Genomic DNA, 19,514 nt, shown 5'->3' on the forward strand with positions numbered 1-19,514 from the left:
AGCGGCTGCATGAGCTTTGAAGTAGATGAAGATATTTTACAGGACTTTTTAGTCGAAGCAGGTGAGATATTGGAGCAGCTCTCTGAGCAGTTAGTAGAGCTTGAAAATAACCCTGATGATAAAGACTTGCTCAACGCTATCTTCCGGGGCTTCCACACTGTTAAAGGGGGAGCTGGGTTCCTTGGCATGAATGAGCTGGTAGATGCCTGTCATGGTGCTGAGAATGTGTTTGATATTCTGCGCCAAGGTAAGCGCCAGGTTACTTCTGAACTGATGGACGTGATCCTGCAAGCGCTCGATACAATTAACGACATGTTTGCGCTTATTCAAGCACGAGAGCAGCCGCAACCTGCAGACCCTGAGTTACTTGCTGTATTGCATAAACTGAGCGAACCTGAATCCGAAGATGAGGCACCTATTGCTGTGCCTGAACCTGCCGCAACTCCGAGTGAACCTGTGCCTGAAAATGTCGCATCAGGGGCCGATGATTTTGGCGATGATATTTTGTTCGATGCGCCAAGTGCTGGCAGTGACGAAGGCGAAGCGATTGACGAAATCACCGAAGATGAATTCGAAAGTTTGCTCGATGAATTGCACGGCCAAGGCAAAGGCCCGTCTGTGGGTGAAGGGTCAGCGGATGCTGAGGCATCCGGTAATGATGAAGATATTACCGATGATGAGTTCGACTCGCTACTAGACGAATTACATGGAGCAGGCAGCTTTGGTGCCATTAGCGATAATGGTTCCGCGCCGAGCGCCGACGAGCAGGGAGCTGCGCAGCAGAGTGCACCGACTACACCGGGCCAATCAGAGTCGGCCAGTGGTGATGATGAAGACATTACCGAAGATGAATTTGATGCGCTACTTGATGAGCTGCACGGCAAAGGCAATGCGCCTAAAGCAAGCTCTGCAGAAGCCTCGCCAGCGCCGGTTGAAAATCCTGCGGCGCCAGTAAGCCAAAGTAAAGCTAAAGACACACCGCCGGCAACGCCAGCGCCTAGTAAAGCGCCAGCGGCCGCAAAACCAGCGCCGAGTACGGCAAAGGGGAGCACCCCGCCTAGCAGTGGTGATGCCAAAAAACCGGCACCTAAAGCCGCGCCACCGCCACAAGCAGAAACGACAGTGCGCGTCGATACCAAACGACTAGACCAGATCATGAATATGGTGGGTGAGCTGGTATTGGTACGTAATCGTCTTATTACCTTAGCGAATAATAACAACAGTGAAGCTATGGGTAAGGCTATCTCAAATCTTGACGTGGTCACCGCCGATCTACAAGGTGCGGTGATGGCAACTCGGATGCAGCCAATTAAGAAAGTATTTGGCCGCTTCCCACGTGTAGTACGTGACCTTGCCCGCAGCTTACAAAAAGATATTTCCTTGGTTCTTGAAGGGGAAGAGACTGATTTAGATAAAAACCTTGTCGAAGCCCTAGCTGACCCACTCGTGCACTTAGTACGTAACTCAGTGGACCATGGTATTGAGATGCCTGATGTTCGAGAAGCAGCAGGTAAACCTCGCACCGGTACGGTGCGCTTATCGGCTTCTCAAGAAGGCGACCACATTCTCCTGAGCATCCACGATGATGGCGCAGGGATGGATGCCGAAAAACTGAAAAAAATCGCTATTAGCAAAGGGGTTATTGATCACGACCAGGCCGCCCGGTTGAGTGACACGGAAGCCTATAACCTTATTTTTGCCCCTGGATTCTCCACCAAAGAGGAAATTTCTGATATTTCTGGGCGTGGTGTGGGTATGGATGTGGTGAAAACCAAGATCAGCCAGCTTAACGGCACCATTAATATCGACTCACAGCTCGGTATTGGTACCCGTCTAGATATCAAAGTACCGCTGACGCTTGCTATTTTGCCAACGCTGATGGTGATTGTTGGTGAACAAACCTTTGCTCTGCCATTGGCGGCTGTTAGTGAGATTTTCCACCTTGATTTGACCAAAACTAACATTGTTGATGGCCAGCTCACCATTATTGTACGTGAAAAAGCTGTACCACTATTTTATTTAGAGCATTGGTTAGTCAAAGGGGCGGACCGCACCCAACGTAAAGCCGAAGGCCATGTCGTCATCGTTCAAATTGGTACTAAAAAGGTCGGCTTTGTGGTGGATTCGCTGATTGGTCAAGAGGAAGTAGTCATTAAGCCTCTGGATGCGTTGCTGCAAGGCACACCAGGTATGGCCGGGGCGACAATTACCTCAGACGGTGGCATAGCCTTAATTCTAGACGTGCCAAGCATGCTAAAACATTACGCTGGGCGCTCCAGCGTTAACTAAAATCGAGTATTAAATGGCTGTCAAAGTTCTAATAGTTGACGACTCAAGCTTTTTTCGTCGCCGGGTTACTGAAATTCTTGAAGGTGATGCCAATATCGAAGTCATTGACGCAGCTGTCAATGGCGCCGATGCGGTGGAGAAAGCAGTTAAGTTACGCCCAGATGTGATCACCATGGATGTGGAAATGCCAGTGTTAGATGGTATTTCTGCGGTGAAACAAATCATGGCGAAATCGCCAACACCTATTCTTATGTTTTCCTCACTGACGCGTGAAGGAGCCAGTGCCACACTGGATGCACTTGATGCCGGGGCATTGGATTTCTTACCGAAAAAGTTTGAAGACATCGCGCGCAACAACCAAGATGCGATTGAGATACTTCGACAAAAGGTGCGCGAGCTAGGACGTCGTCGTCTTTCGCGTTTTAATCGCCCAACGACCTCGACAACGGCATCGTCACCAGCGCGCCCCAGTGTCACCACACGCAGTTCAGCGCAACCTGATAGAAGCTTTAACCAAGGAGCTTCGACTCGGCCTCAAAGCGCTAGCCAATTCAAGCCCAGCGGCAAAAAGTACAAGTTAGTGGCTATTGGCACCTCTACCGGGGGGCCTGTGGCACTGCAGACAATTCTGACCAAGCTGCCAGCCAATTTTCCTCATCCTATTTTGCTTATTCAGCATATGCCGGCCGCATTTACTCCTGCGTTTGCGCAGCGCTTGAATAACCTTTGCAAAATCAAGGTAAAAGAAGCGCAACAGGGAGACCGTTTGCAACCTGGAACGGCGTATCTTGCACCAGGTGGTCAGCAAATGATGTTTGATGGCCGCGCTCAACAGCAAACTCTGAAGGTATTTCAAGACGACAACCCAAGAATTACTTATAAACCCAGTGTTGATGTTACTTTTGCCAGTAGCGCAAAAGCATTTGGCGGTGATGTATTAGCCATTGTGCTGACCGGGATGGGCGCTGATGGTCGTGAAGGTGCGCGGATGCTTAAACAATCAGGCTCACGGGTTTGGGCGCAGGACGAGCAGTCTTGTGTTGTGTATGGTATGCCGCAAGCGATAGCCAGCGCCGGTTTGCATGACCACCAAGTGGCTCTTGACGATGTTGCCGCGCATTTACTCAAGGAAGTCGGCTGTGGATAAACTTTCCATAATTGGCCTTGCTGTTGCCATTATCGCCATTACCTTAGGCTATAGCCTCGAGGGCGGTATGGTTTCAGGGCTGATTGATGGACCGGCACTGATCATTGTCCTTGGCGGCACTTTAGGTGCCGTAATGTTACAATCGCAACTAGCGACCTTCAAAAAGGCCTTGGGAGTCTTTAAGTGGGTATTTGTTCCCCCGTTTTATGATACCCAAGCTGGGATTGAGCAAATTAAATCGTGGGCCAGTACCGCACGTCAAAAAGGATACCTGGCTCTTGAGGAACAAGCACTCGTAAGTGAAGACCCTTATGCCGCTAAAGGCTTAAGCTTACTGATTGATGGCTCTCATGAGCAGCGCTTGCGTGACACCCTAGAAATCGAGCTTATGTTAGAGCGCGAGCGGTTGCTAGATGCAGCTCGTGTTTACGAGGCCATGGGAGGATATGCGCCGACCATTGGTATTTTAGGGGCTGTGCTCGGGCTCATTCAGGCGATGGCATACATTAGCGAACCCGATAAATTGGGTGCTGGGGTCGCCACCGCGTTTTTGGCCACGATTTATGGCGTGGGCTTTGCCAACTTGTTATTCCTGCCCGTTGCCAACAAGCTAAAGCAAGTGATTGAAGAAAAAATGCTCTATCATGAGCTTATCGCTGAGGGTATCATGGCAATGCAGCAGGGAGAGACGCCCGCAAATATAGAGTTGAAACTCGAGGCTTACTGCGCTGAGCGCCATGTTAGTGCAGGGTACTAATATGATGCGTATTCGTCACCGCCGAGGTCATGTAAAGGAGTCGCAACACACCCACCGTTGGCTCGTTTCTTACGCTGACTATATGACTATTATGTTCGCTTTGTTCGTGGTCATGTACGCGATTGCTATCAATAAAAAAGACGAAGAGTTTGCTATTTTTTCGCAGACGTTGGAGCAATTTTTTGACCGTGCTACCCAAGTGACTCAACCCATATTAACTGAGCAGCAGCAATCCACAGGAGACGGTGTGTTGCAACAACCACTGCCCGTCAATGAGAATGTGTTAGAAGGTGAAAGTATTGTCAAAGAGCCTATTCGTGGCTCAAAGTTGATTCCAGAGCAAGCAGACGTGAGTCTTATCGAGCAAAAAGAGCTCGGAGAGCCTTTAGAAACTTTGTTAGATAAGTTAACTGGCACTTTGCTTAATGAAATTCGCCAAGGTGATGCACAGCTCCAACTGAATGAGAATTGGCTTACTATTGAGATGAGTTCGGGGCTGCTTTTTCCAAGCGCCAGCGCCACGGTGACGAATCGCGCCGAACAAGTGGTGGCTCGTATTGCTGAGATTATTTCGCCAATGCGCAATTACTTGCGTGTGCGTGGCTATACCGATGACCGCAGTATCAATAACGAAATGTTTCGCTCCAATTGGCAGTTATCAGCGGCACGTGCAGCGGCGGTAGTCAAAGAGTTGCAAACCCTGGGCATAAACCCTGCGCGAATGGCGTTGGAAGGGTATGGGCAGTACACCCCTTTTGCTGACAATGATACTGCCCAAGGGCGGGCGCAAAATCGTAAAGTGGTCATCGCAATTTCAAAGTTTGCCTTGCCTCTGCAAGAGACCCCGCAACAAGACAGTGCCGTTGAATCAGTTGAGCCCGCAGTGGAGCAAGAGCTGCCAAGCACTGACAATACAATAAAAATAATACAACTACCCCATGGCGGTATTCGTATTACGACGCGCAATGAGGAACAGCAATAATGAAGGTATGGACGGTCGCGAACCAAAAAGGCGGGGTGGGTAAAACCACCACAACGGTGTCTTTAGGCGGTCTATTGGCTGAACAAGGAAAGCGTGTCTTATTAATTGATACCGACCCTCATGCGTCGCTTACCTACTATTTTGGTATTGATTCAGAGGCCATCGAAGTGAGTGCTTACGATGTTTTCACTCGCGGTAAAAATATGGCGAGTGAGGAAATACTGCAATCGCTGTGTCCATCCGGTGTCGAAAATATTGATATTCTGCCTGCTACCATGGCTATCGCCACGCTTGATAGAAGCATGGGTAATAAAAACGGCATGGGGTTAATACTTAAAAAGGTATTAGCGAAAATCAGCGAACATTATGACTATGCCATTCTCGATTGCCCACCGGTACTTGGGGTGTTAATGGTGAACGCGTTGGCAGCAAGCGAGCGCGTGCTCATACCTGTGCAAACTGAGTTTCTTGCGCTCAAAGGACTAGATCGCATGATGCGCACGATGGAGCTGATGCAGCAAAGTGCACAAACCTATAGCTATCAATACACGGTGGTCGCGACTATGTATGATAAGCGCACCAATGCCTCTTTGGATGCATACAAAAAACTGCGCGCTACGTATCATGACAGTGTTTGGCCGGGTGTGATCCCCATTGATACCAAGTTTCGCGATGCCAGCCTTGCGCAGCAGGTGCCTAGTAAGCACTGTGCTAAGGCGCGAGGCGTACAAGCCTACCGTGCGCTCTTAGACTATTTGCAAAACAAGCAGGTGGATGCATGAGTGGTCCTAATGAAAAGGTGATGAAGGAGTACCTCAGCGCGCTACTTAAAGAAGAAGCAGAGCCTAGGCGGGTAGCTAAGCCGGTCATCACTGAATCCCCTCAGGCAAATAAACTTGAGCCACTTGAAAAGTTACTTGCGCAGGCAGAGCAGCAAGCACAGGCTCGCGAGCAACAGCAACAGCAACAGCAACAGCAACAGCAACAGCAACAGCAACAGCAACAGCAACAGCAACAGCAACAGCAACAGCAACAGCAATCCAGCACGCACGTTGAGGATATTGCTCGGGCAATTAATAAGGAAAAACCTGCATCCTCTGGCACTAAGCTGCGCGCGCCACAGGCGGCGCGAGAAGAATATATGCAGGGCGAATTTCAGGCGCTGTTTTTTGACGTGGCTGGTTTGCTATTAGCAGTGCCTCTGAAATCTCTCGGTGGTATTCACCAGATTGGTGAAGTAAACCAATTATTCGGGAAACCACCTTGGTTCAAAGGGGTGATGTTAAACCGCGATGAAAAAGTCAGCCTTGTGGACACCGCCCGCTGGGTAATGCCAGAAAAATATGACAAAAACCTGGAACAGGCATTAAACTATAAGTATGTGATAATGCTTGGAGAATCTCAGTGGGGATTAGCCGCTGAGAATTTGATCAACAACGTAACCTTGAAAAGTGAAGACGTAAAGTGGCGACAAAGCCATGGTAAGCGTCCGTGGCTTGCTGGGGTTATAAAAGAAAAAATGTGTGCTTTAATTGATGTGGATAACCTGCAACTGCTTTTAGAGCAAGGGTTAGACAGTCAGGCTGAGTAATCAGGCACAAACTAATTGGTAACCAAGGCCGATTCATGACAGACGGCGTTATGGAGCTAAGTATGAGCGAAGAAAGAATAGTATCAGCGAAAGATGTAGACAGCAGTGATGAGGTACTGCAATGGGTCACCTTCCGGTTAGAGGAAGAGACCTATGGTATCAATGTGATGCAGGTACAAGAAGTACTTCGTTATACCGAGATCGCGCCCGTGCCCGGTGCACCCAGTTATGTCCTGGGTATTATTAACTTGCGGGGCAACGTGGTTACCGTGATTGATACCCGTTCACGCTTTGGGTTAGTTGACGCTGAAGTCACTGACAACTCTCGTATTGTGATTATCGAAGCGGAAAAGCAGGTTATTGGTATTTTGGTCGACTCGGTCGCTGAGGTGGTGTACCTGCGCAGCTCTGAAATCGACAGTGCGCCCAACATTGGCACAGAAGAGAGTGCTAAGTTTATCCAAGGGGTCTCAAACCGTGACGGTGAGTTACTGATTTTGGTGGATCTAAACAAACTACTCAGTGACGAAGAGTGGGACGAGTTAAGTAATATCTAAGTAATGAAAGACCCAAATCTGCTGTATATGATAGCCGCTAGCATAGTGTTATTGCTGGCGGTTTTAGTAATAGTGTTGTGGTTACGTACGTCGCAATTAGCGCGGCAAATGCGGGCACTGCGACAAAACATGGACACTGAAAAACAGGCGTCATCACAAACGCAAATTTTGCGTGCGGAGGTCAGTGAGTTGCGCACAGCATTGGCAAATATGAGCAACCGTATTGGCCAAATTCAACAGCGCACCGAAGAAGTGGCGCAACAGCAAGACACTATTCGTGAAGCAGACCCGCAAGCACGAATCTACTCTCGAGCAGTAAAAATGATTGAGCTAGGTGCGCCCATGGAAGAAGTGATGAGCGAATGTGAGCTACCTCGGGCAGAAGCTGAGTTACTGTTCTCATTGCATCAGAAAAATTAAGCTTTCACATTGAGCTTATTGCTAAAGTTCTGCCACCCAGGTGGAAACTTACCACGTAATACATAGGAAAAGGCAATAAGCTCAGCAATCACATAATAAAGCTCTTTGGGGATTTCTTGGCCCTGATCGAGCTTTTCTAAGGTCTTCGCTAAATCAGCATCTTGGTGAATTAATATGCCTTGTTCTTGCGCTGCTTCGATAATGTGCTCGGCTAACTCGCCAAACCCTTTGCTCGATACGGTTGGCGCACTGCCATGCTCGTAGAGCAGTCCAATGGCACTGCGTTGGGTTGATGCTGTCATACTACACCTTTAAATTAACGATACTATGACGGCGATAAAACTGCCGCCACTGTTGTACTTGTTGTTCACTCACCTGCTCAACCTTAATGGGCGCAACGCCGAGGCCGTGACTTTGCAGCTTGCGTCTTAGTGTTTCACTGTGTTCGTTAGCAAGGTGGTGCAAAGCCTGAGAGCTGGCGCGAAGTTCACAATTGAGGGTTTGCTTACACAAGTGCGCCTGCACACTGAGCTCGCCCAATTTAGGGTAGTCAAATTGCATACGCACAAACCACACGTCTTCGCCCTTGCCTTGTTGGCTCTTTTCTTTGTAGCGACCAATACTTAGCTGCGTTTGTCCTGCCTCGGGTGGCAAACGCATAGGTAAAAACAGCTGTACCAAAGGGTTAGAATCTTGCTGCGTTGTTAATTGTGGAGCGCTGGACTGGGGCGTCATACTTTGTTTAATGGCTGCCAAATCGCCGCCTAATGCTTGCGCCCCCGCACTTTGCAGTTGTTGCAATACTTGCTCAGCAGCAGAAGCTGGCGCTTGCGGTGTTTGAGCTAAAAGTAGGTTTATCAGTGGCATCAAGGCGCTTTGGCTGTGAGTCGCTATCGTGCTTGGCAGCTGTTGCAGGCTCTGAGCGCCCAACAGTGATAGCAAAAGAGTATCGATTTGAGCTGTGACGCTTGCACGGTATTGGCTAACAGGCTGTGACCAAGGCTGCAATTGGGCTTGCAACTGATTGACTGTGTTGGCTGCCGGAGTATGCGGTCCAACCATTTTACTAAAAGCTTGATTGACGAGTTGCTGTAGCTCTTTAGGCGCGTTTTGCACCAGAGTGTCTAGATTGGCAAGGTGATGGGTCAAGCTATGCTGTGCTGTGTAAGGCTTTATTAGTGGTGCCATTAACGCCTTACTGAGAGGCAAGGAGAGTACTTCTTGTGCCCCTGATACCGTTTCTGTAGCAGCCCCAGACACCAAGGTCGCTTTTACCGTGTGTTGCATCTGTGCGGTTAATGCTAATAGCGGCGATTGATTGCGAAGGGTATTAAGCAAGGCGCTCACCTCAACGCTCGGGCTTAATGGTTGCGCCATGGCGTTGGGTCTTGCCGCGCCATTAAAGGCGCTGAGAGACACCGGTTCAAGCTTTTTCGGCGTATCAAATAGCACCGTACTAAGCAGTGGCTTTGCAGTACTTTGTAATAACTGCTGAGCACTTGCGAGTGAATTGATACTTGGCGCACTTCGCCCTTGCTGCCAAGACTGTAATTGTTGCTTAGCATGCTGCCATAACGAGGTGTTTGCTTTGTTGTCTATTACCGGCCTATCACCGAGTTGCTGTGTTGCCGGGGAGGCCGTGGCGGTGCTTTGAGTGCCCACAATCACTTGTGGGCGGGCAACGTGTAAGTCGATACGCGGTAATTGCAGTTTGAGTTGTAACGCAGGTGATGTTGGCGCTACCCCCAGGCTTGTTGTGAGGCCCTGAGTTGGCAGTTGAGCCGATACGGTTCGGTTTATCGGCAAGGTCAATATGGCTTTATTCGCTTGGCCACCGACCAGGTTGAGCTGAGCATGCTTACCATCGGGACGTGGTAGCAACTGCAAGTTCATCGGCGTCTTTAGCAGCATGGCAACGAGCTTTTGTTGGCTCATCGGCAGTGGTAATTGGCTCCCTCCACTAAGCGGTAAGTGGGCCTGTATCTTTCCTTTCACTAACTGAACGATCAAGGATGTCGGCGATGGCTGAGCGTTAATTATCTCGGCACTGGATTTATTTAGATGCAAACTGGCATTAAGCGCCGGTATTGATAAGGCTGCTTTGTCAGTTAATTGCACTGTTAGCGCCAAACGCGTTGGGCTCACAACTTGGCCCTGACCATTGGTTAAGGCTGCGCCAAGCAAACGCATTATATCCTGAGCGGAGCTAAGCGGTAGCGAGGTTTTGCTGGGCGTTAATTGCAGTTGTCCTTGAGCATTAAGTTGCACGGTGCCTTGCTCAATAGTCAATGGTAGCGGCCCCTTTGGTGCTGATTGCAGGGGAACCTCGAGGGTCCGCCATTGACCTTGCAGCTGAACTTGCATTGTTGCTTTGTCAGCGCTGATATGAACATTTTTAACCGCCAAGGGCTGCTCAGTGGGCAGCGTGAGTGTCTTAGCCTGCTGCGTATCGCCAGCGATGCTCAGCGTTTGTGTGTGATGAATTAAAGGGGCAGATGGGCCCGACATATTACCCCCGAAACAAGATCAAAGTTTTGCCCGCAATTTTTCGCATTAGCATAGCATTATGGTAGACTATCGCCCAATTTTAAGCACTGAGAATGCCTGTTCGTGTTACACGTTGACGCAGTCACTTGCATTAAGCAAGAGCGATGCCTGTTTGAAGACCTTAGCTTTTCAATAAACGCTGGGGAGATCATGCAGTTAGAGGGGCCTAACGGGGCTGGGAAAACCTCTTTATTGCGCATTTTGGCGGGCTTTTCAGAGCCTATGCAAGGGCAAGTGCGCTTTATGCAAAAGTGTATTCGCCGTGACTACGAAAACTATGCGCAACAAGTGTTGTTTATTGGCCATAAAACGGGTGTAAACACACAGTTAAATGCATTAGAAAATTGTCAGTTCTGGCTTGATACTCACGGACTGAAAACCGACCTCAATATTTATGACGTGTTGAGCAATCTTGGCTTAGTAGGATTAGAAGATGTTCCGGTGCGGCAATTATCAGCTGGCCAACAGCGCCGTGTCGCCTTGGCTCGGTTGTGGCTCAATGATGCCAAACTGTGGTTTTTAGATGAGCCATTCACTGCCGTAGATAAAAAAGGCGTGGCATTATTGCAACAGCGTTTCGCTCAGCATTTAGCCCAACAAGGGGCGATTTTACTCACCAGTCACCAAGACTTGACCGCGCACTTTTCTCACCTCAGTAAGTTGCAGTTGGAGTATCGCATTTAATGATTCAGCAGCACTCCTACTGGCGAGTTTGGGCCAGCGTATATAAAAAAGATGTGCGTCTTGCCTTTCGCCAGCGCAGCGATATTGTTAATCCGCTGCTGTTTTTCTTAATCGTGATTACACTGTTCCCACTTGGCGTGGGTCCTGAGCCAAACTTATTGGCACGCATGGCGCCGGGTATTATTTGGGTCGCTGCTTTACTAGCGACGATGTTGGGTCTGGATAAAATGTTCCGAGATGATTACCTAGATGGTACTTTGGAGCAGTTATTATTGTCGCCATTCCCTTTGTCGCTCAGTGTGTCGGCAAAAATTGCAGCGCATTGGACCATTACAGGCTTGCCAATGGTGTTATTAACGCCACTGTTCGCATTACTAATGAATTTAGAAATGCAGGCCCTCAATGCAACGTTGTTAACGTTGCTTATCGGTACTCCATTATTAAGCTTGATCGGGGCGATCGGCGCGGGGTTAACCGTGGGTTTGCAAAAAGGGGGAGTGTTACTCAGTTTGTTGGTCTTACCGCTGTACATTCCCGTATTGATTTTTGCGACTTCCGCCATTGATACAGCCAGCATGTCGTTGGCTTATGGCGGTCAGCTCGCAATCTTAGGTGCATTTCTTACCGTCGCCATCGTGCTTGCGCCTATTGCCGTTTCATCAGCATTGAAAGTGAGTATTAACTAGTATGTGGAAGTGGTTACATCCCTATGCCAAGGCCGAGCGGGCCTACACGCTGTGTAACACACTGTTGCCGTTTTTTGCAGTGGTTACCGTGATATGCATGATCTTAGGTTGGGTTTGGGGGTTGGCTTATGCGCCGGCCGATTACCAACAAAAAGACAGCTATCGCATTATCTTCATTCATGTACCGTCGGCTATTTGGTCGATGGGTGCTTATTCGTCGATGGCCATTGCCGCCATCGTCGCGTTAGTATGGCAAATTCGCAATGCCCAACTGGCGGTGATTGCTATAGCCCCGGTGGGGGCGGCAATGACGGTGATCGCATTATTGACCGGCGCCGCGTGGGGTAAACCTATGTGGGGTACTTGGTGGGTATGGGATGCACGCTTAACCTCAGAGCTCATCCTGTTGTTTTTATACCTAGGGGTCTTGTCTTTGTACCATGCCTTTGAAGACAAACGTGCCGGAGGCAAGGCAGCGTCTATTTTGGCCCTTGTCGGAGTGGTCAACTTACCCATTATTCACTTCTCAGTCGAGTGGTGGAATACCCTGCATCAGGGCTCAACCATTACTAAATTTGATACCTCTGCCATCGACCCAAGTATGTTTTGGCCGTTAATGGTTAATATTGTCGCTTTTGCTGGTTTTTTAGGCTGGGCAACGTTGATCCGTTTGAAAACGGAGCTGTTAAAAAGTGAACAACATCGACCGTGGGTGAGAGCACTCGCCACAGGAGCAAAACATGGAGTTTAATAGTTTTTCTGAATTTCTCGCCATGGGTGGGTATGGCTTTTATGTATGGCTTTCCTTCGGCAGCTGTGCATTTATTTTGATTGCGCTTTTAGTGACCTCGCTATTAGAGAAACGTAACGTGCTCAAGCAGGTTGCCGCTCAAAGCGCACGAGAGCAACGTATTGAGAGAGCGAAACGCTCGCAGCAGGAGTCGTCACTATGAACCCAAGACGCAAAAAACGCTTAATCACCATTATTGCCTTATTGCTCGGTTTATCATCGGCGGTGGGGCTTACTCTATATGCGTTGCAAGAGAACATTAACCTTTTCTATACCCCCAGTGAGCTGATTGAAGGCAAGGGTAAAGATTTGGAAAAACCCAGTATTGGCCAAAAACTACGGATTGGCGGCATGGTGGTGCCAGGCTCAGTTAAGCGCGACGAAAACTCGCTATTTGTAGAGTTTAAACTGATTGACAGTGGCCCTATGGTCACCATCCGTTACAAAGGCATCTTGCCGGACTTATTCCGTGAAGGCCAAGGCATCGTAGCCCAGGGCACCTTAGTGCAGACCGATGTGGTAGAGGCATTTGAGGTACTCGCCAAGCACGATGAAGAGTACATGCCAGAGGAAGTGGCAGAAGCGGTGAAGGGTATCAAACACGAGAAACCTAAATACAATAGCAATTACGGCAACTAAATTATGATTCCAGAGCTCGGGTACTTTTCCCTAACCTTAGCAATGGTGCTGTGTGTACTGTTGTTTATATTTCCTTTGTGGGGCGCGCATACCGGTAATCTCAGGTTAATGCGTGCAGCTCCCTCTTTGGCTGTGGGCCAATTCATTTTTGTTCTGCTCTCTTTTGCGGCTCTTATTTACGCCAGTGTCACCGATGACTTTACCGTCGCCTACGTTGCTTACCACTCCAGTAGCACGCTACCTTGGTATTACAAAATAACCTCGACTTGGGGTGGCCATGAAGGCGCTATTTTATTATGGCTGGTCATGCAAGCGGGTTGGACAGCCGCAGTGGCGCTGATGTCTAAATCGTTGCCATGGCCGCTGCGCGCCCGGGTGCTCGGCGTACTTGGGTTCTTAGCGGTTGGCTTTATGCTTTATACCTTATTGATGTCGAGCCCGTTTGAACGCTTATTACCTTACTTTCCAGTAGAAGGGCGCGATCTTAATCCTTTGCTGCAAGACCCTGGCATGATTATTCACCCGCCATTGCTGTACATGGGCTATGTGGGTTTATCTGTCTCTTTCTCATTTGCCATTGCCGCACTGTTGACCGGTCAGCTAGATAATTTGTGGGCCAAGTGGTCTCGTCCTTGGACGATGGCTGCCTGGGGCTTTTTGACTCTCGGTATCACTATCGGTAGCTGGTGGGCTTATGCTGAACTTGGCTGGGGGGGCTGGTGGTTCTGGGATCCAGTAGAGAACGCCTCACTGATGCCGTGGCTGGTGGCCACCGCATTATTGCACTCTTTGGCGACCACGGAAAAACGCGGCATCTTTAAGTCATGGACTGTGCTATTGGCCATCGCAGCGTTCTCGCTGAGTTTACTAGGTACCTTTATCGTGCGTTCAGGGATCATCGTCTCGGTGCACGCGTTCGCGTCAGACCCAGATCGCGGTATGTTTATTTTGGCGTTTTTAGCCATCGTCGTCGGTGGCGGCTTGTTGCTGTATGCTCTGCGTGCAGGGCAGGTACAAAGTGAGGGACGTTATAGCCTATTCTCCCGTGAAGTCGCACTGTGGCTAAACAATATTTTACTGGTGGTGGCAACCCTTATTGTCCTGCTTGGCACGTTGCTCCCTATGGTGCACAAGGAGCTCGGCCTTGGGTCTATTTCCATCGGTGAACCGTTCTTCAATCAGATGTTCAGTTATTTAATCGTGCCTTTTGCCTTGCTATTAGGCGCCGCACCGCTGCTACGCTGGAAGCAGAATAAGTTTAATCAAGTGGCTCGTAAGTATGGCCTCGGGTTAGTCCTGACACTGATCGCGACACCGGTGTGGCTGTATAGCAGCTTCGATAACGTCAGTGCCTTAACGCTACTGGCCACCGGCCTTGGAGTGTGGGTGTTAATCATGAGCGCCCAAGACCTGTTGTTAAAAGTGTCACAAGCAAACAGTGTGGCCACTGGCATTAAGCGTCTCGGTTTGAGCTATTGGGCGATGCTGCTTGGCCATGTCGGTCTTGCCTTAGTCGTGATCTCGGTCACCCTAACATCGGCTTATTCCACCGAACGAGACGTGCGCGTTGAGCCCGGTGAGCAAGTTGCCTTAGGTGGCTATGAATTCCGTTTTGATGGTGTTAAAGCCATTCGCGGCCCCAATTACAGTGGTCACGCTGGCGTTGTCACTGTGTTTGATGGTGATGAGGTGGAAGCCGTATTACATGCAGAAAAACGCCGCTATGACATCGGCATGCAGTTTATGACCGAGGCTGCGGTTGACCCAGGTTTTACCCGCGATTTATACCTGGCCCTTGGTGAGCAATTAAGCGGTAACGCGTGGTCTTTACGCTTGTACCATAAACCTTATGTGCGGGTGATGTGGCTAGGTGGGATATTAATCTCCTTAGCTGGGTTTGTTGTGTTGTTCGATAGACGCTATCGACGTCGCGTGCGTAAGGAAGGTTAGTCATGAGTAAAAAGTGGATAGTGATTACGCCGTTATTAGTTTTCGTGCTGTTATGCGGGTTTTTACTCAAAGGCCTTTTTTCAGATCCGCGCGAATTACAAAGCGGCCGCGTGAATCAGCCTTTGCCGGCCTTTGACTTGCCTGATCTCATGGATCCAGATAAACGCTGGACCAATGCCGACCTGCAAGGGCAAACCTATTTACTCAACGTTTGGGGCACTTGGTGTCCTACCTGCTTGGCGGAGCTGGGTTATTTGACCGAGTTACGCGAGCAGGGAGTTAGTATTGTTGGTTTGTATTATGAACAAGGCTACGACCCTGATTTTGACGGTCAATTTAACCTCGCTGCTTTGCAGCAAGAAGTGCGTGATATGTTGGCCCGTGCAGGCGACCCATATCAATTCAACATGCTTGATCTAGATCGCCAATTTCTTCTTGATTTAGGCGTTTCAGGTGCGCCCGAAACCTTCCTAATTAATAGCGAGGGGAAAGTGCTTGTGCATCATACCGGCGACATTAACCAACGTGTGTGGCGCGCTAAGTTCGCACCCTTAATGCAGGAGGCGCAATGAGATATTTACTATTAGCCATAGTACTGATGTTGGCGCTGCCAGCACTTGCTGTGGAGGAAAAGTACGATTTTGCTAGTGACGACCAAGCCCAGCTGTTTTCAGAGCTAACCAAAGAGCTACGCTGTCCAAAGTGTCAGAATCAAAACATCGCTGACTCTGATGCCGTGGTGGCCAAAGATTTACGCGATAAAGTCGAAGAGCTCGTTAAAGAGGGTCAAAATAAAGACCAAGTGATTGATTATATGATCGATCGTTACGGTTACTTTGTGCACTATCAGCCGCCAGTCACCCCAGCGACCATTTTATTATGGATCTTGCCAGGGCTGATCGTTATTGCTGGCTTAGCTTTTATTGTTTTACGGCAAAAGAAAGCGGCGCAAAAAGCAAGTTGGTCAGCGGCCGATGAGCAAAAACTGCAGCAACTTATCAAGCAATATCAGCGTAAGGAGTCGGCGTAATGCTTACTATGTGGGGGGGCTTTGCTGCCCTGATTATTATTGCTTTAGCGTTTGTCTGCTGGCCGTTTTTTCGACGTTTTCAGGCACAGAGTAATTCAGGCGTGAATGCGCAGCGTATCGACATCTTCAATCAACGTCAGCAAGAGCTTGCAGACGAACTCGCCATGGAGCGCATCTCACAAAGCAGTTTTGACGAGTCCATGGTTGAGCTGAAGCGTCGTTTGCTGAATGATTTATCACCTGAACAACAGCTACATGGCCGAGGTAATAACCGTATTTTGGCACTAACAGGGGTGCTCTTTGTGTTGGTCCTCAGTGGCGTGTTTTACTACTTTACTGGCAGTTATCAGCAGCTAAAGAGCTGGGAGCAGGCTATTGAACAACTGCCTGAGTTAGGTGAGCGTGCGGTGATGGGCAAAGGTGAACCATTGTCTGCCAACGAGCGACAAGCGTTATTACTGGGGCTTCGCACCCGTTTGGCACAAGATGGCGATGATGCCGTTGCCTGGCTGATGTTAGGACGCGTTGCTATGACTCTGGACGAGTTTGAAATGGCCACTCAAGCTTTTGATAAAGTATTGGCCATGGACCCAGACAACTTAGGCGCAAAAGTCAGCTACGCTCAAGCGCTGTTGGTACGGGGTAACGACAGCAGTATGACGCAGGCAGCAAAGTTACTCTCGCAAGTGTTGCAGCAGCAGCCACAAAATATGGATGCGATTTCCATGTTGGCGCTGATAGCCTACGAGCGTCAAGATTGGCTTGAAGCAAAAAGTGCCTTTGAGCTTATTTTATCGTCCATGCGTCAAGACGATCCGCGTTATGCCATGGTGGCGCAGCGCATCGATGAAATCGAGCAACGCATTAGCCAATCGCAGCAAAGCACCGGCGAGGAAATAACGGTTTCTGTATCGCTTGCCGATAAAGTTAAAGATCGCATCCCCTATCAAGCGATTTTGTTTGTCTATGCTAAAGCTGCTTCCGGGCCACCTATGCCTCTGGCAGTAAAGCGTTTTTCTGAATTTTCATTGCCAATGACGGTGACATTATCGCAAGCGGATGCGATGATGGCGGAATTAACACTGGCTCAATTTGAGCAAGTGCAAATCATCGCTCGTATCTCCAAAGATGGTGATGTCGCCATTGCCAGCGGCGAATTACAAGGACAGTCTGGTGTGATTGACCAGCAGCAACAGAAGCAAGTGGACGTGCTTATCGACACTTTGATTCAGTAGGAAGTGACATGTTAAAGAAGACTTTTATTACGCTTGTGGCGTTAGCACTCAGTGCCTGTGCCCAGGTTCCTCCAGAAAAAGAGGATCCGCGCGATCCGCTACAAAGCCTGAACCGACCATTGTATGACTTTAATATGGATGTGTTGGATGCTTACATTTTGCGTCCAGTTGCAGTGGGTTATGTGGAAGTAACGCCAGCGCCTGTTCGTCGTTCGGTGGTGAACTTTACCGACAATATCAGCGCGCCAACCGATGCTATTAACGCAGCACTGCAAGGTAAAGCGGATCACACCGGCATAAGCATTGCGCGCTTTTTAGTCAATACCACAGTAGGTATAGGGGGATTATTTGACGTGGCTTCATCCCTGGGGTTGGAGTATGTTGATGAGGACTTTGGTCAAACCTTAGGGGTTTGGGGAGTAGGTGATGGAGCCTATGTGATGATCCCAGGAATGGGGCCGAGCACCGCACGTAACGTAACCGGCGATATTGTGGATAATGTGGTATTGCCTGAAATCGCACTGACCACACCGCAAACTATTTTAGTGTTTGCTTTGAAGGCCGTGGAGGCGCGAGCGTCATTGATCCCCCAAGAGAGCTTGCTAAATGAATCGCTGGACCCTTATACCTTTATGAAAGATATATACTACCAGCGCCAGTTGTATGAGCTACATGACGGTAATCCGCCTATAGAGGAAGAGCCTGAAGCGCAAGACTACGATGATGACTTTTTGGAGAATCTCTAGTCGATTAGCGCAAACAGCGAATAATAAAAAAGCCGGCAATTCGCCGGCTTTTTCAATTATTACATAATGGCTTGCATTTGCTCGTTAGCCCAATGAATTGCCTCATGGTAGGCATCGGGCACTTTGTTGGCATCCAGTTTCATTTCTTCTACTGTTGCGTTAGCTTGTTGCCACTGGGCGTGCTCATAATATTTTACCAAGGTGATATAGCCTGCAAGTACGCCTTCGTTGTCGCGCAGCGCCGCTTTGATATCATTGGCCAAAGGCAAACGTTCAACAACCGCTGCCATATCTTGGTCTAAAATCGCGTCTAACAGAGACATCATGCCGGTTAAGAATGCACGTCCTGGGTCACCTGCATTTTGGTGCTGCTCTGCTAATACCTCGGCAAAACGGGCGCGGGTAAGGGATAAACGCATCAGTTCGGCAGGTTTGTCTGAAGACAGTTGCGCGGTGAACAGCAGCGATAAAAACTTTTTAATCTCTTTGGCACCGAGCACCACGAGCGCTTGCTTAATGGTGGATACCTCAGCGCGGCGTTTAAACATGGCGGAATTGGAATAGCGCAACAACTTGTAAGAGAGGTTAACGTCGCGTTCAAACACCTTAGTGACTTTTTCCAAATCCATTTCACTGGTTGATGTTTCGTATAGCAACTCGGCAAGCGTCAACTCCGAGGGCGGCAATGCCTTACTTTGTACCATCTCAGGCTTAGAGAAGAAGAAGCCTTGGAAGTAGCTAAAACCAAGATCGAGCGCGTGCTGGTACTGCTCATAAGTTTCTACCTTCTCAGCCAACAGCTTGATATTAGGGAAGCCTTTAATCGCAGCGACCACTTCTTGTATTTCTTGTTCGCTGTTTTCTAGGTAGTCGATTTTAATAATATCGATAAAAGGGAAGAAGTGACGCCAGACGTTTTGATGCTTATAGTCATCAAGGGCAATGGTATAGCCTTGCTCTTTAAGGTCTTGTACCAGGGCTAGCAGACGTTTGCCAGGTTGCACGGTCTCGAGTATTTCAACGACAATTTCGTCAGTGCCCATCATGGTGGCATACCCTTTACTGAGTGTTTCCAGAGTAAAGTTGATATAAGCCGGCTTATTGTCGGTTAGCTCTTCAAGGCCAAAGGTAAACTGACTTCCTTCGATAAGCTTAGAGGTGGCTTCATCACCATTGATTTGTGGGAACACATTGGCTAAGCCATCGCGGAACAATAGTTCGTAGCCGACCAGTGTTTTCTCTCTATCCAGAATGGGCTGACGCGCAGCGTAAAAATTCATTTATTGACACTTCCAAAAATACGTTGCTAATTGCTTAACAATATATGAAAAATCTAGGTTGTTTTCATTAATAATTATACTTTTTTGTGAGCTAAGTGCGCAAATGTGACGTTGAAACCATCATATGTATCAAATATTTAATACATAAGTATGGATATCGCACTAATTGGAGTTGCGGGTCAGG

Annotated in this window: 21 protein-coding genes; 18 read left to right on the forward strand and 3 right to left on the reverse strand. The window is 48.8% G+C overall.

All coding sequences use genetic code 11. From position 1 onward, the window contains the following. Nucleotides 1–9: 9 nt before the first annotated feature. The 8 genes from MHM89_RS13740 (at nt 10) to MHM89_RS13775 (ending at nt 7,743) form a co-directional block, all read left to right on the forward strand. Entirely contained in the window at nt 10–2,289 is a 2,280-nt protein-coding gene (locus tag MHM89_RS13740) for a chemotaxis protein CheA (protein ID WP_239409040.1), read from the forward strand. A 13-nt stretch (nt 2,290–2,302) separates the two neighbouring features. Further along, complete coding sequence (locus MHM89_RS13745) at nt 2,303–3,436, forward strand: chemotaxis response regulator protein-glutamate methylesterase (RefSeq protein WP_022946902.1); 1,134 nt, start codon at nt 2,303–2,305, stop codon at nt 3,434–3,436. Then, complete coding sequence (locus MHM89_RS13750) at nt 3,429–4,193, forward strand: flagellar motor protein (protein ID WP_045978608.1); 765 nt, start codon at nt 3,429–3,431, stop codon at nt 4,191–4,193. Before MHM89_RS13745 ends, MHM89_RS13750 begins: the two co-directional genes overlap by 8 nt. 1 nt (nt 4,194) lies before the next feature. Then, on the forward strand, nt 4,195–5,175 hold the full coding sequence (locus tag MHM89_RS13755) for an OmpA family protein (protein ID WP_026111394.1): 981 nt from the start codon (nt 4,195–4,197) through the stop codon (nt 5,173–5,175). Continuing rightward, nucleotides 5,175–5,957 (forward strand): ParA family protein, encoded by a 783-nt coding sequence (locus MHM89_RS13760; protein WP_022946899.1) that lies wholly within the window; start codon nt 5,175–5,177, stop codon nt 5,955–5,957. Before MHM89_RS13755 ends, MHM89_RS13760 begins: the two co-directional genes overlap by 1 nt. After that, nucleotides 5,954–6,766 (forward strand): chemotaxis protein CheW, encoded by an 813-nt coding sequence (locus MHM89_RS13765; RefSeq protein WP_239409041.1) that lies wholly within the window; start codon nt 5,954–5,956, stop codon nt 6,764–6,766. Before MHM89_RS13760 ends, MHM89_RS13765 begins: the two co-directional genes overlap by 4 nt. A gap of 62 nt (nt 6,767–6,828) precedes the next feature. Beyond that, entirely contained in the window at nt 6,829–7,323 is a 495-nt protein-coding gene (locus MHM89_RS13770; RefSeq protein WP_022944775.1) for a chemotaxis protein CheW, read from the forward strand. A gap of 3 nt (nt 7,324–7,326) precedes the next feature. Next, nucleotides 7,327–7,743: a DUF2802 domain-containing protein gene (locus MHM89_RS13775; protein WP_022944774.1), complete on the forward strand. Its 417-nt coding sequence runs from the start codon at nt 7,327–7,329 to the stop codon at nt 7,741–7,743. Here the strand turns inward: MHM89_RS13775 and MHM89_RS13780 are convergent. Both MHM89_RS13780 and MHM89_RS13785 read right to left on the reverse strand, forming a co-directional pair. After that, entirely contained in the window at nt 7,740–8,045 is a 306-nt protein-coding gene (locus MHM89_RS13780) for an EscU/YscU/HrcU family type III secretion system export apparatus switch protein (RefSeq protein ID WP_022944773.1), read from the reverse strand. The genes MHM89_RS13775 and MHM89_RS13780 overlap by 4 nt on opposite strands. A gap of 1 nt (nt 8,046) precedes the next feature. Then, nucleotides 8,047–10,251: a flagellar hook-length control protein FliK gene (locus MHM89_RS13785; RefSeq protein ID WP_239409042.1), complete on the reverse strand. Its 2,205-nt coding sequence runs from the start codon at nt 10,249–10,251 to the stop codon at nt 8,047–8,049. Between the two features lie 102 nt (nt 10,252–10,353). Here MHM89_RS13785 and ccmA point away from each other — a divergent pair, with 102 nt between their 5' ends. The 10 genes from ccmA to MHM89_RS13835 are packed head-to-tail and all read left to right on the forward strand — an operon-like array spanning nt 10,354 to nt 18,050. Then, nucleotides 10,354–10,974 (forward strand): cytochrome c biogenesis heme-transporting ATPase CcmA, encoded by a 621-nt coding sequence (gene ccmA / locus MHM89_RS13790; RefSeq protein WP_081604405.1) that lies wholly within the window; start codon nt 10,354–10,356, stop codon nt 10,972–10,974. Further along, nucleotides 10,974–11,660 carry a heme exporter protein CcmB gene (gene ccmB, locus MHM89_RS13795; protein WP_022944770.1) on the forward strand — a complete coding sequence of 229 codons (687 nt, stop codon included), beginning with the start codon at nt 10,974–10,976 and terminating at the stop codon, nt 11,658–11,660. Before ccmA ends, ccmB begins: the two co-directional genes overlap by 1 nt. 1 nt (nt 11,661) lies before the next feature. Beyond that, entirely contained in the window at nt 11,662–12,411 is a 750-nt protein-coding gene (locus tag MHM89_RS13800; RefSeq protein WP_022944769.1) for a heme ABC transporter permease, read from the forward strand. Continuing rightward, the gene (gene ccmD / locus MHM89_RS13805; protein WP_022944768.1) at nt 12,401–12,613 is read left to right on the forward strand and encodes a heme exporter protein CcmD; all 213 of its coding nucleotides are present in this window, start codon (nt 12,401–12,403) and stop codon (nt 12,611–12,613) included. Before MHM89_RS13800 ends, ccmD begins: the two co-directional genes overlap by 11 nt. Continuing rightward, nucleotides 12,610–13,089 (forward strand): cytochrome c maturation protein CcmE, encoded by a 480-nt coding sequence (ccmE, locus tag MHM89_RS13810; protein ID WP_022944767.1) that lies wholly within the window; start codon nt 12,610–12,612, stop codon nt 13,087–13,089. Before ccmD ends, ccmE begins: the two co-directional genes overlap by 4 nt. 3 nt (nt 13,090–13,092) lie before the next feature. Further along, a complete protein-coding gene (locus tag MHM89_RS13815) occupies nt 13,093–15,039 on the forward strand; it encodes a heme lyase CcmF/NrfE family subunit (protein ID WP_239409043.1) in 1,947 nt (648 codons plus the stop codon). Nucleotides 15,040–15,041: 2 nt separating this feature from the next. Next, nucleotides 15,042–15,611, forward strand: a complete 570-nt coding sequence (locus tag MHM89_RS13820) for a redoxin family protein (RefSeq protein WP_045979862.1) — start codon at nt 15,042–15,044, stop codon at nt 15,609–15,611. Beyond that, nucleotides 15,608–16,069, forward strand: a complete 462-nt coding sequence (locus MHM89_RS13825; RefSeq protein WP_239409044.1) for a cytochrome c-type biogenesis protein — start codon at nt 15,608–15,610, stop codon at nt 16,067–16,069. The genes MHM89_RS13820 and MHM89_RS13825 overlap by 4 nt, the downstream gene beginning before the upstream one ends. Next, on the forward strand, nt 16,069–17,304 hold the full coding sequence (gene ccmI / locus MHM89_RS13830; protein WP_239409045.1) for a c-type cytochrome biogenesis protein CcmI: 1,236 nt from the start codon (nt 16,069–16,071) through the stop codon (nt 17,302–17,304). Before MHM89_RS13825 ends, ccmI begins: the two co-directional genes overlap by 1 nt. Before the next feature lie 8 nt (nt 17,305–17,312). Next, nucleotides 17,313–18,050: a VacJ family lipoprotein gene (locus MHM89_RS13835; RefSeq protein WP_239409046.1), complete on the forward strand. Its 738-nt coding sequence runs from the start codon at nt 17,313–17,315 to the stop codon at nt 18,048–18,050. 59 nt (nt 18,051–18,109) lie between these two features. Here MHM89_RS13835 and MHM89_RS13840 read toward each other — a convergent pair whose 3' ends face one another. Continuing rightward, nucleotides 18,110–19,330: an HDOD domain-containing protein gene (locus MHM89_RS13840; protein WP_151172410.1), complete on the reverse strand. Its 1,221-nt coding sequence runs from the start codon at nt 19,328–19,330 to the stop codon at nt 18,110–18,112. Nucleotides 19,331–19,514 lie beyond the last annotated feature (184 nt).

Source organism: Pseudoalteromonas sp. CNC9-20 (assembly GCF_022347875.1).
GTDB classification, from domain to species: Bacteria; Pseudomonadota; Gammaproteobacteria; order Enterobacterales; family Alteromonadaceae; genus Pseudoalteromonas; species Pseudoalteromonas ruthenica.